General features: G+C 71.5%; 9 protein-coding genes. 2 read left to right on the top strand and 7 right to left on the bottom strand.

Going from position 1 to position 11,603, the window contains the following annotated elements:
- The first annotated feature begins 244 nt into the window (after positions 1 to 244).
- On the top strand, positions 245 to 1,243 hold the full coding sequence (gene holA, locus J0670_RS16310; protein ID WP_207812305.1) for a DNA polymerase III subunit delta: 999 nt from the start codon (positions 245 to 247) through the stop codon (positions 1,241 to 1,243).
- 76 nt (positions 1,244 to 1,319) lie between these two features.
- On the opposite strand, the gene J0670_RS16305 is transcribed toward holA, so the two are convergent.
- From J0670_RS16305 to J0670_RS16295, 3 genes are all read right to left on the bottom strand, one after another.
- Entirely contained in the window at positions 1,320 to 1,922 is a 603-nt protein-coding gene (locus J0670_RS16305) for a hypothetical protein (RefSeq protein ID WP_207812304.1), read from the bottom strand.
- Between the two features lie 613 nt (positions 1,923 to 2,535).
- Positions 2,536 to 2,805: a 30S ribosomal protein S20 gene (gene rpsT / locus J0670_RS16300; protein WP_207812303.1), complete on the bottom strand. Its 270-nt coding sequence runs from the start codon at positions 2,803 to 2,805 to the stop codon at positions 2,536 to 2,538.
- Positions 2,806 to 3,061: 256 nt separating this feature from the next.
- Complete coding sequence (locus J0670_RS16295) at positions 3,062 to 3,367, bottom strand: antibiotic biosynthesis monooxygenase (protein WP_207812302.1); 306 nt, start codon at positions 3,365 to 3,367, stop codon at positions 3,062 to 3,064.
- Between the two features lie 200 nt (positions 3,368 to 3,567).
- Between J0670_RS16295 and lepA the strand changes: the two genes are divergently transcribed.
- Entirely contained in the window at positions 3,568 to 5,436 is a 1,869-nt protein-coding gene (gene lepA / locus J0670_RS16290) for a translation elongation factor 4 (protein ID WP_207812301.1), read from the top strand.
- 72 nt (positions 5,437 to 5,508) lie between these two features.
- Here lepA and J0670_RS16285 read toward each other — a convergent pair whose 3' ends face one another.
- From J0670_RS16285 to J0670_RS16270, 4 genes are all read right to left on the bottom strand, one after another.
- The gene (locus tag J0670_RS16285) at positions 5,509 to 6,591 is read right to left on the bottom strand and encodes an NAD(P)/FAD-dependent oxidoreductase (RefSeq protein WP_207812300.1); all 1,083 of its coding nucleotides are present in this window, start codon (positions 6,589 to 6,591) and stop codon (positions 5,509 to 5,511) included.
- Between the two features lie 111 nt (positions 6,592 to 6,702).
- Positions 6,703 to 7,620: an RNA polymerase sigma factor SigJ gene (gene sigJ, locus J0670_RS16280; RefSeq protein ID WP_207812299.1), complete on the bottom strand. Its 918-nt coding sequence runs from the start codon at positions 7,618 to 7,620 to the stop codon at positions 6,703 to 6,705.
- A 154-nt stretch (positions 7,621 to 7,774) separates the two neighbouring features.
- A complete protein-coding gene (locus J0670_RS16275) occupies positions 7,775 to 9,775 on the bottom strand; it encodes an ABC transporter ATP-binding protein (RefSeq protein WP_207812298.1) in 2,001 nt (666 codons plus the stop codon).
- On the bottom strand, positions 9,772 to 11,505 hold the full coding sequence (locus J0670_RS16270; RefSeq protein ID WP_207812297.1) for an ABC transporter ATP-binding protein: 1,734 nt from the start codon (positions 11,503 to 11,505) through the stop codon (positions 9,772 to 9,774). The genes J0670_RS16275 and J0670_RS16270 overlap by 4 nt, the downstream gene beginning before the upstream one ends.
- Positions 11,506 to 11,603 lie beyond the last annotated feature (98 nt).

The following is an 11,603-nucleotide window of genomic DNA, read 5'->3' as shown; positions in this document are numbered from 1 at the left end:
GGGCTCGCCGAGGCCGGGGTGGCTCGCGCCGAGTTCCTCGGCGGCTTCTTCGGCGGCGTCGCGGTCGGGCAGGACCAGCAGTTGCCGGGCGAACGGGTCGCCGACGTCCGGGAGGTCGGGGGAGTGGTTCTCGGTCACCGGGCCATTCTCCAGGTGGCTCCGAGCGCCCGGACGGCCCGGGTGCCCGGCGGGTGTCCGGTGGGTGGGGCGGGAGTGTCCGCGGCCCGTGGGATGCTGGTAGGCGATGGCCAGGAAGAGTGCACCCGACGACCTGCTCGCCCCGCTGACCCTCGCGGTCGGCCAGGAGGAGCTGCTGCTGGACCGCGCGGTCGCCCAGGTGGTGGCCGCCGCGAAGGCGGCGGACCCGGACACCGACGTACGGGACCTGCCGCCCGGGGGGCTGCAGCCCGGCAGCCTGGCCGAGCTGACCACGCCCTCGCTGTTCGCCGAGCGCAAGGTGATCGTCATCCGGGCCGCCCAGGACCTCTCCGCCGACTCGGTGAAGGAGGTCAAGGCCTACATCGAGGCACCGGCCGAAGAAGTGATCATGGTGCTGGTGCACGCCGGCGGCGCCAAGGGCAAGGGCCTGCTAGACGCCGGGCGCAAGGCCGGCGGGCGTGAGGTGGCCTGCGCCAAGCTGACCAAGGCGAACGAGCGGCTGGCCTTCGTCAAGGGCGAGTTCCGTACGCTGGGCCGCTCCGCGACCCCGGAGGCGTGCCAGGCGCTGCTGGACGCGCTCGGCAGCGACCTGCGCGAGCTGGCGGCCGCGTGCAGCCAGTTGACCTCGGACGTCGAGGGGGCGATCGACGACACGGTGGTGGCCCGCTACTACAGCGGCCGGGCCGAGGCCACCGGCTTCGAGGTGGCCGACCTGGCGGTCACCGGCCGGGCCGCAGAGGCGTTGGAGCGGCTGCGCTGGGCGCTGGCCGTCGGCCAGCCGCCGACCGGCATCACCTACGCGCTGGCCTCCGGCGTGCGCAGCATCGGGCGGTTGGCGACCACCGGGCGGAACATGCGCCCGGCCGATCTGGCCCGCGAGCTGGGCATGCCGCCGTGGAAGGTCGACCGGGTCCGCCAGCAGATGCGCGGCTGGACGGGGGACGGGGTGGCCACCGCGCTGACCGCGATCGCCCAGGCCGACGCCGCCGTGAAGGGCGGCTCGGACGACCCGGCCTTCGCCCTGGAGCGCGCGGTGGTCGCCGTCGCCAGGGCCGCCCGGGCCGGCTCCCGACCCGCCTACTGACCGTCCGGGCCGGCTCCGGCCCGCCCTCGCCGCTCGGCGGGTCGGCACTCGGCGGGTCGGCACTCGACGGATCGGCCTACTTGCGCATCGACCGGAGGGTCTCCGAGGCATCGGCCTGCAGGGCCGCCCGCAGGTCGTCCTTGGACATCGTCTTGTTCTTGCCCTCCGTGTAACTCCCGGACCAGGAGATGTAGTACGTCAGCCCTCCGTCGTGGACCTCCACCTCGGCGCTGATGCTGTGCCAGTTCTTGTCCGACGTGCCCGGGTCGTCCTTGTAGCTGAAGTACGCCTCCTCGCCGAGGCCCGAGAGGTCGCTGATCTGGTAGCCCCGCGCCCGGTAGGCCTCCTTGGCGGCCGTGAACTCGGGCCCGGGGTTGACCGCCCGGTGCAGGTCGGCGCGCATGTAGGCGTTGGCGAACTCGCCACTGGAGGAGGTGTCGCCAGGGCGCTTGAGCGACATCGAGCAGGTCATGCTGTCGAGCGCCTGGTTCCGGTCGGTGTGGTGGGTCGGCGGGTAGGTGCTGTCGGTGGAGTAGGTCTTGAGGAGGTTGTCCGGCTTCCCGGTGGTGCAGAAGTCGTCCGAGACGTGGTAGCCGCCGAGGCTGCGCGGCGAGGAGTCGCTGCTGACCATGCCCGGGACGACCAGTACGGCGGTGGCCCAGCCGGCCGAGGCGAGCACCGCGCCGACGAAGGCCCAGACGGCGTTGCGACGCAGGTTGCCCCCGGAACGGGCCCCGGACGCGCCGCCCGTGGGAACACCCGCCGGAACACCCGCCGGAACACCAACCGGCACACCAAGCGGAACACCCGTCGGAACGGCTGCTCCCGGCGAGGCGGGTAGCCCGGGCGGCGGACCGAACCCGCCGGGAACGGCCTGGGCCGCCCCCGGAGCCTGCTGCGGGAAGCCGTACCCCGGCCGGTTCGGCGCGGGCGGCGCGGGCGCGGGCTGCGGCTGAGGTCCCGGGTGCGGCCCGGGCTGGGGCTGCCGCGCGCCCGGCGGCTGCTGCGGCGGTGGTGGCGTCGTCATGGAAGTTCCCCCCTCGGGACCGGCGTCGGGGTGCTCCCGCACCTCGATCGCGCGGGACCGACCATAGCGGCCGGACCGTGGAACGCGACAGGCGCCCAGCGGCCTCCGGGGAGGAGGTCGCTGGGCGCCTGTCGTACTGCTGCTGTGCACCGCACCCGCGTGGCGAACGCAGGCCGCGTACGGTGCGAGTCTCACGACGCCTCGGGGGTCCGGGTAGAGGGCCGGGTCATCCCGAAGCGGTGGGGGCCGGAGCCCCCGGGGGGCGTCAGGCCTGGGCGGCCACGTTGACGCGCTTGGTGATGGCCGACTTCTTGTTGGCGGCCTGGTTGGCGTGGATGACGCCCTTGCTCACGGCCTTGTCCAGCGCCTTGGAGGCGGCGCGGGCCAGCTCGACGGCCTTCTCGGTCTCGCCGGCGGCAGCGGCCTCACGGGCCTTGCGCAGAGCGGTCTTCAGCGAGGACTTGACGGCCTTGTTGCGCAGGCGCGCCTTCTCGTTGGTCTTGTTGCGCTTGATCTGGGACTTGATGTTCGCCACGAAGGAGCCTCAGTCTGTCTAAAGGTTTGAACGGGGTCGCACCGGCGGCCGTCGGTCCAGCTGAGAGGGCATGCCGAGGCCAGGTGCAGCAGCCCACGCTACCAGGGGCCCACTGCCGCCCCCAAACCGGGCCGGATCAGGGTTCCCGCCGAGCGGGGCCGGCAATGGCGGGAGCGACGGGCGCGTCGTCACCCAAGGCCCGGCGCGTCGTCGCCCGAGGCCCGGCGAGGGGGCGTGGGGCGGGCCCGGGACCGGCCTAGGCGGTCAGCAGTGGCTCCCCGTAGTGCTCGACCTCCGGGAACGGCCGGTAGAAGCGGTGCAGCAGCTCCCGCCACCGCTGGTACTCGGCCGAGCCGCAGAAGCCCTCGGTGTGGTCGGCGAGGGTCTCCCACTCCACCTGGAGGAGGAAGCGCGAGCCGCGGCCCTCGTCCAGGCAGCGGTGCAGCCGCAGGGAGCGGAAGCCGTGCTGGACGGCGATCAGCGGGCGGGCCTCGGCGAAGGCGGTGAGGAACTCGTCCTCCCGGCCGGGCAGGACGTCGAGCAGTGCGCTTTCCAGGATCACGGGGTCATCCTGCCGCCGCTCCCGCCGGGGGCGGAAGGCTCCATGGTGTTCGAACCGCCGCCCGAACCGCTGCCCGGGTCGAGGTCGTGGGAAGATGGGAGGAACTATTTCGATCGGACGAGACCGTCCGGTCCCCGGGATAGCCGGTCAGCGATGATCCGGACACCCCCGGCCCCGGACCAACGGAGAATCGGACCAAGGTGCCCGCGACCCCCATCAATGTGCCAGAGCCCAGCCGTACCGACCCGGCGCTGATCCGCAACTTCTGCATCATCGCCCACATCGACCACGGCAAGTCGACGCTCGCAGACCGGATGCTGCAGATCACCGGTGTCGTCGACCCCCGGCAGATGCGTGCCCAGTACCTCGACCGCATGGACATCGAGCGCGAGCGCGGCATCACGATCAAGTCGCAGGCGGTCCGCCTCCCGTGGGCGCCGAAGACCGGTCCGAACGCCGGGGCGACGCACATCCTCAACATGATCGACACCCCGGGCCACGTGGACTTCACGTACGAGGTGTCCCGCTCCCTCGCGGCCTGCGAGGGCACCATCCTGGTGGTCGACGCGGCCCAGGGCATCGAGGCGCAGACCCTCGCCAACCTCTACCTGGCGCTGGAGAACGACCTCACGATCGTCCCGGTGCTCAACAAGATCGACCTCCCGGCCGCCCAGCCGGAGAAGTACGCCGAGGAGATCGCCCACATCATCGGCTGCGACCCGGGCGACGTGCTCAAGGTCAGCGCCAAGACCGGTCTGGGCGTCGAGGACCTGCTGGACCACATCGTCGACACCGTTCCGGCCCCGGTCGGTGTCGCGCAGGCCCCGGCCCGAGCGATGATCTTCGACTCGGTGTACGACGCCTACCGCGGCGTGGTCACCTACGTCAGGGTCGTCGACGGCCAGCTGAACAAGCGCGAGCGCATCCAGATGATGTCCACCGGCGCGACCCACGAGCTGCTGGAGATCGGCGTCATCTCGCCCGAGCCGAAGGTCGCCGACGGCCTCGGCGTCGGCGAGGTGGGCTACATCATTACCGGTGTGAAGGACGTCCGGCAGTCCAAGGTCGGTGACACGATCACCTCGCAGAACAAGGGTGCCACCGAGCCGCTCGGCGGCTACAAGGACCCGCGCCCGATGGTGTTCTCCGGCCTGTACCCGCTGGACGGCTCGGACTACCCGCTGCTGCGCGACGCCCTGGACAAGCTGCGGCTCAACGACGCCGCCCTGGTGTACGAGCCGGAGACCTCGGTCGCGCTGGGCTTCGGCTACCGCTGCGGCTTCCTGGGCCTGCTGCACCTGGAGATCATCCGGGAGCGCCTGGAGCGCGAGTTCAACCTCGACCTGATCTCCACCGCCCCGAACGTGATCTACCGGGTGATCATGGAGGACGGCACCGAGCACACCGTCACCAACCCGAGCGAGTTCCCCACCGGCAAGATCGCCGAGGTGTACGAGCCGGTCGTGCGCGGCACCATCCTGGCGCCCAACGAGTTCGTCGGCGCGATCATGGAGCTCTGCCAGTCCCGCCGCGGCAACCTGCAGGGCATGGACTACCTCTCCGAGGACCGGGTCGAGCTGCGTTACACCCTGCCGCTCGCGGAGATCGTCTTCGACTTCTTCGACCAGCTGAAGTCCAAGACCCGCGGCTACGCCTCGCTCGACTACGAGCCCATCGGCGAGCAGACCGCCAACCTGGTCAAGGTCGATATCCTGCTGCACGGCGACGCGGTGGACGCCTTCTCCGCGATCGTGCACAAGGACAAGGCCTACAGCTACGGCGTGATGATGGCGGGCAAGCTGCAGAAGCTCATCCCCCGCCAGCAGTTCGAGGTGCCGATCCAGGCCGCGATCGGCTCCCGGGTCATCGCCCGCGAGACGGTCCGCGCGATCCGCAAGGACGTCCTCGCCAAGTGCTACGGCGGTGACATCTCCCGCAAGCGGAAGCTGCTGGAGAAGCAGAAGGAGGGCAAGAAGCGGATGAAGATGGTCGGCCGCGTGGAGGTCCCGCAGGAGGCCTTCATCGCCGCGCTGTCCACCGACGCCGAGGCTCCGAAGGAAAAGAAGTAGCCGCGAGCGGTACGAGGAGGGCCCGGGCAGCCGCCCGGGCCCTTCCGCGTTTTCGCGCGGGGGAGGGGGCCGCTACTTCAGCGCACCGAACACGGCGCTGACGATCCCGGCCTTGGCCAGCCGCCCCGCGGTGCCGGTGAGGACGGTGGGCTTCATGGCGTCGTCCGGGTGGACCAGCTGGAGCAGCCCGTCCCGCCGCCCGAGGCTGAGGCACTGCACGACGTACTTGAACGAGAACGGCTTCGACGTGCGCCCGTCGAGCAGCCTGCCGACGTACTGGCCCTGCGGCAGCGCGGTGGCGCAGCCCATCCGCAGGGTGCCGATGCCGGGGACGGTGACGGCGGCGGCGTCGCCGACCACGTGGACGTCCGGGTGCGAGACCGACCGCAGGTGGTCGTCCACCAGGGCGCGGCCGTGTTCGTCCACGGCCAGTCCGGCCTCGGCGGCCAGCGGGTGCGGCTCCAGCGAGGCGGCCCACAGGGTCAGGTCGGCGCCGATCGGGCCGGCGGTGGTGCGCAGCCCGTCGGGGGTGACCTGGGTGACGGTGGCGTCCTCGTGGACGGCGACGCCGAGCCGGTCGAGGACGCGCCGGATGTGGGCGCGGCCCTTGGGGGAGTAGATGCCGCCGACCGGGCCGGCCGCGACGATCCGCACCCGCCAGTCGGGGTGGGCCTCGGCGAGTTCGGTGGCCAGTTCGATGCCGGTGGCGCCGCCGCCGACCACGGCCAGGGTGCCGGGGCGGTCGGCCTCGCGGATCAGGCGCCGTACCTCGGCGGCGCGCTCCAGGGGGTGGGCGTGCTCGGCGGCGCCGGGGACGCCGTGCCAGGCGGTGCGGCTGCCGAGGGCGTAGACCAGGGTGTCGTAGCCGAGGGTGGTGCCGTCGTCCAGGACGACCTCGTGTCCGGCCGGGTCGAGCTCGACGGCCCGGGCCCGGTGGTGCCGGATCCGGCGGCCGCGGGCGAGTTCGCCGAGGGCGGGCCAGTCGCGGCCGCGGCCGGCCGCCGTCTCGTGCTGGCGGATGCGGTGCAGGAGCCGCTCCTCGGGGGCGACCAGGGTGACGGTGTGGTGCCGTCCGGCGCCCTTGGCCGCGGTGAGTCCGGCGTAGCCGGCGCCCAGGACGACGATCCGTCGGCCGGTGCTGGTGGTGGTGCTCATCTCGTCCGCCTCCTTGCGAGGGCGCTCCGGTGGAGCGCTGTTCGGGAAGGGGACGACGCGGCCGGTCGGGGTGTGACGGTGACGTGCGTCACGGTCGCGTGGCGGTCCGGGTCAGGGGGCCGTGACCGGGCTGACGCGGCTGAGCTTCTCGGGGTTGACCACGACGTACGCCTCGGTGATCCGCCCGTCGGCCAGGGCGAGGGCCACCACGCCGGTGACGGTGCCGGTGGCCTTCTCGTACCAGACCAGGCCCGGCTCGCCGTTGACCGTCGCGTGGCCGAGTCCGAGGTCGGGGGTGAACCACTTGTCGACCAGACCGGCCACCAGCCGGGCCACCTTGTCGGCGCCGTGGACCGGGCGGGCGGCGGCGCGGACGATGCCACCGCCGTCGGCGTGCCAGACCACGTCGGGGTCGAGGATCTCCATCAGGCCCAGGATGTCGCCTCTGGTGCTGGCGGTGGCGAACGCCTCGACGGCGCGCCGGTGTTCGGCCGGGTCGGCGCCGCCGGCGTGCCGACCGCCGTCCTTGACCCGGCGGCGGGCGCGGGAGGCGAGTTGGCGGGTGGCGTCCGGGGTGCGGTCCAGGGAGGCGGCGATGTCCTCGAAGCCGACGGCGAAGACGTCGTGCAGGACGAGGGCGGCCCGTTCGGCCGGGGTGAGCTGTTCCAGTACGGCGAGCAGGGCGAGCGAGACGGACTCGCCGCGTTCGGCGAGTTCGGCGGGGGAGTCGGGGCCGTCCGCGTAGGAGACGGACGGTTCGGGCAGCCACTCGCCGTAGTAGGCCTCGCGGCGGGCCCGGGCGGAGCCCAGCTGGTCGTAGCAGAGCCGGGTGACCACGGTGGTCAGGAAGGCGCGCGGGTCGGTGACGGCGGTGCGGTCGGCGGCCTGCCAGCGCAGCCAGGCGTCCTGGAGGACGTCCTCGGCGTCGGTGAAGGAGCCGAGCAGCCGGTAGGCGACCGAGCCCAGGTAGCGGCGGTTCGCCTCGAAGGCGTCCGGGGTTTGTCCGGGGGCTGCGGGCTGGGCGGTCACGAGGGTCACCGTAGCGAAGGGGGCCACGCTCCGCGAGAGCGGGGAGGCGACAAGGCGGGAGGCGACGAGCCGGGACGCGACGAGCCGGGACGCGAAGAGCCGGGACGGGTGGGTCCCGTCCCGGCTCCTGGGGTGAGGTGGGGTTGGGGGCGGGTCAGTCCACCTCGGCCACGGCCTCCGCGAACTGCGCCTGGTAGAGCCGGGCGTAGGCGCCGCCGGCGGTGATCAGCTCGTCGTGCGAGCCCTGCTCCACGATCGACCCGTTCTCCATCACCAGGATCACGTCGGCGTCCCGGATGGTGGAGAGCCGGTGGGCGATCACGAAGCTGGTGCGGCCGGTGCGCAGCCGGGCCATGGCCCGCTGGATCAGCACCTCGGTGCGGGTGTCGACCGAGCTGGTCGCCTCGTCCAGGACGAGGATGGACGGCTGGGCGAGGAAGGCCCGGGCGATGGTGATCAGCTGCTTCTCGCCGGTGCTGACGCCGGTGCCCTCGTCGTCGATGACGGTGTCGTAGCCGTCCGGCAGGGTGCGCACGAAGCGGTCGACGTGGGCGGCCTTGGCGGCCTCGACGACCTGTTCGCGGGTGGCGCCCTGGGCGCCGTAGGCGATGTTGTCGGCGATGCTGCCGCCGAACAGCCAGGTGTCCTGGAGGACCATGCCGATGCCCGAGCGCAGTTCCTCGCGGGACATCGCGGCGATGTCCACCCCGTCGAGGGTGATCCGCCCGGAGCTGACCTCGTAGAACCGCATCAGCAGGTTGACCATGGTGGTCTTGCCGGCGCCGGTGGGGCCGACGATGGCCACGGTCTGGCCGGGTTCGACCTTGAGCGAGAGGTCCTCGATGAGGGGCTTGTCGGGGTCGTAGCGGAAGGACACGTCCTGGAAGGAGACCCGGCCGTGGACGGTGTCGGGCTTCTCGGGGGTGGCCGGTTCGGCGCTCTGCTCGGGGGCGTCGAGCAGCTCGAAGACGCGCTCGGCGGAGGCGACTCCGGACTGCACGAGGTTGGCCATGCTGGCGACCTGGGTGAGCGGCTGGCTGAACTGCCGGGAGTACTGGATGAAGGCCTGCACGTCGCCGATGGACAGGGAGCCGCTGGCGACCCGCAGGCCGCCGACGACGGCGACCAGCACGTACTGGAGGTTGCCGATCAGCATCATCGCGGGCTGGATGATCCCGGAGATGAACTGGGCCCGGAAGCTGGCGTGGAACAGCGCCTCGTTGTGCTCGCGGAAGGTCTCGGCGGCCTCGTGCTGCCGGCCGAACACCTTGACCAGGGTGTGACCGGTGTACATCTCCTCGATGTGGGCGTTGAGTTGGCCGGTGGACTTCCACTGCTGGACGAACTGCGGCTGGGCCCGCTTGCCGACCTTGGCGGCGACGACCACCGACAGCGGTACGGAGACGAGCGCGATCGCGGCGAGCAGCGGGGAGATCCAGAACATCATCGCCAGCACGCCGACCACGGTGAGCAGGGAGTTGACGATCTGTCCCATGGTCTGCTGCATCGACTGGCCGATGTTGTCGATGTCGTTGGTGACCCGGCTGAGCACCTCGCCGCGGGGCTGCTTGTCGAAGTAGCTCAGCGGCAGCCGGGCCAGTTTGGCCTCGACGTCCTGGCGCAGCCGGTAGGCGGCCGACTGGATCGCCTTGGTGGCCAGGCGGCCCTGGAAGATGCCGAAGACGGCGGAGGCGACGTAGATGCCGAGGACCCAGAGCAGGATGGAGCCGATGGCGTCGAAGTCCATGCCGTGGCCGGGGGTGAAGTCGACGGCGGAGAGCAGGTCGGCGATGCCGCCGTCGCCGTGGGCGCGCAGCCCGTCGATGACCTGTTCCTTGGAGACGCCGGTCTGGAAGCGGGCGCCGACCACGCCGGCGAAGATCAGGTCGGTGGCGTCGCCGAGGACCTTGGGGCCGATGACGGCGCAGCCGATGCCGAGGACGCCGAACAGCAGGACGCCGATGAGGAGGCCGCGTTCGGGGCGCAGCAGGCCGAGGACGCGTTTGCCGGAGCCCTTGAAGTCCATGGACTTCTCGGTGCCCTGGCCGCCCATGAAGCGGCCGGGGCCGGCGGGGCCGCGGCGGGCGGCGGCGGCCTGGGAGTCGCTGGGGACCTCGGCCTGCGGCTTCACGGCGGGCTTCCCTGGGCTGGTCATGCCGCCTCCTGCTCGGTGAGCTGGGAGAGCACGATCTCCCGGTACGTCGGGTTGTCGGCCATCAGTTCGTGGTGGGTGCCGCTGCCGACGACGGCGCCTTCGTCGAGGACGATGATCCGGTCGGCGTCGCGGATGGTGGAGACGCGCTGGGCGACGATCAGGACGGTGGCGTCGGAGGTCTCGCGGGAGAGGGCCTTGCGCAGCTTGGCGTCGGTGGCGTAGTCGAGCGCGGAGAAGGAGTCGTCGAAGAGGTAGACGTCGGGTTTGCGGACGAGGGCCCGGGCGATGGCCAGGCGTTGGCGCTGGCCGCCGGAGACGTTGCCGCCGCCCTGGGCGATGGGGGCGTCCAGGCCTTCGGGCAGTTTCTCGACGAAGTCCTTGGCCTGGGCGATCTCCAGGGCGTGCCAGAGTTCCTCGTCGGTGGCGTCGGGTCGGCCGTAGCGGAGGTTGCTGGCGACGGTGCCGGAGAACAGGTAGGGCTTCTGCGGGACGATGCCGACGCTTTCGGCGATCAGCGCGGGGGAGAGTTCGCGCACGTCGACGCCGTCGAGCAGGACCTGGCCGCCGGTGGCGTCGAAGAGCCGGGGGACGAGGCCGAGCAGGGTGGACTTGCCGCTGCCGGTGGAGCCGATGATGGCGGTGGTCTCGCCGGGGCGGGCGGTGAGGTCGATGCCGCGCAGGACCGAGGCCTCGGCGCCGGGGTAGCGGAAGTCGACGTCGCGCAGTTCCAGGTTGCCGCGGCGGGCTGCCTCGGTGATGGGGGTGGCGGGCGGTACGACGCTGGAGTCGGTGCCGAGGACTTCCTGGATGCGTTCGGCGCAGACTTCGGCGCGCGGCACCATCATGAACATGAAGGTGGCCATCATGACGCTCATCAGGATCTGCATCAGGTAGGAGAGGAAGGCGGTGAGGGCGCCGATCTCCATCTCGCCGCCGTCGATGCGGTGGGCGCCGAACCAGAGCACCGCGACGCTGGAGACGTTCACGACGAGCATGACGGCGGGGAACATTATCGACATCAGTCGGCCGACGTGCCGGGCGACTTGGGTGAGGTCCTCGTTGGCGGCGGCGAAGCGGGCCTGCTCGTGGTCGTCCTTGACGAAGGCGCGGATGACCCGGATGCCGGTGATCTGCTCGCGCAGGACCCGGTTCACGGTGTCGATCTTCTCCTGCATGCTGCGGAACTTGGGCCGCAGTGCGCGGACGAGCAGCACGACGACGACGCCGAGCACGGGGATGACGGCGAGCAGCAGGCCGGACAGCGGGACGTCCTGGTTGAGCGCCATGATGATGCCGCCGACGCACATGATCGGTGCGGCGACCATCAGGGTGAAGCTCATCAGGGCCAGCATCTGGACCTGCTGGACGTCGTTGGTGGTGCGGGTGATGAGGGAGGGCGCGCCGAACTGGCCGATCTCGCGGGCGGAGAAGCTCTGCACCCGGTCGAAGACGGCGGCGCGGGCGTCCCGGCCGAAGGCCATCGCGGTGCGGGCGCCGTAGTAGACGGCGCCGATCGAGCAGAGGGCCTGGATCAGGGTGACTCCGATCATCACGGCGCCCAGGCGCAGGATGTGGCCGGTGTCGCCCTTGACCACGCCGTTGTCGATGATGTCGGCGTTGAGTGTCGGCAGGTAGAGCGCCGCGAGGGTGGACACCAGCTGGAGTACCACCAGCAAAGTGATCGGTCGGGAGTACGGGCGTAGGTACGCCCGGAGCAATCTGATCAGCACTGGCCCACTCTTGTCGTCGCCGGTCGGGTTCGTACCCCGATTTTCGTTGTTCTGTAGCGTCGCACAGACGATTCGGGGGCTGCCCGGCGGAGGTTTGC

Source organism: Streptomyces sp. FH025 (assembly GCF_017427025.1).
GTDB lineage: Bacteria > Actinomycetota > Actinomycetes > Streptomycetales > Streptomycetaceae > Kitasatospora.
This window is presented reverse-complemented; position numbering and strand designations above follow the sequence as displayed.

Excerpts from the sequence above, each read along its gene's own strand:
- holA (WP_207812305.1), top strand. The coding sequence starts at position 245 with ATGGCCAGGAAGAGTGCACCCGACGACCTGCTCGCCCCGCTGACCCTC.
- J0670_RS16285 (WP_207812300.1), bottom strand. The coding sequence starts at position 6,591 with ATGAGCACCACCACCAGCACCGGCCGACGGATCGTCGTCCTGGGCGCC.
- J0670_RS16275 (WP_207812298.1), bottom strand. The coding sequence starts at position 9,775 with ATGACCAGCCCAGGGAAGCCCGCCGTGAAGCCGCAGGCCGAGGTCCCC.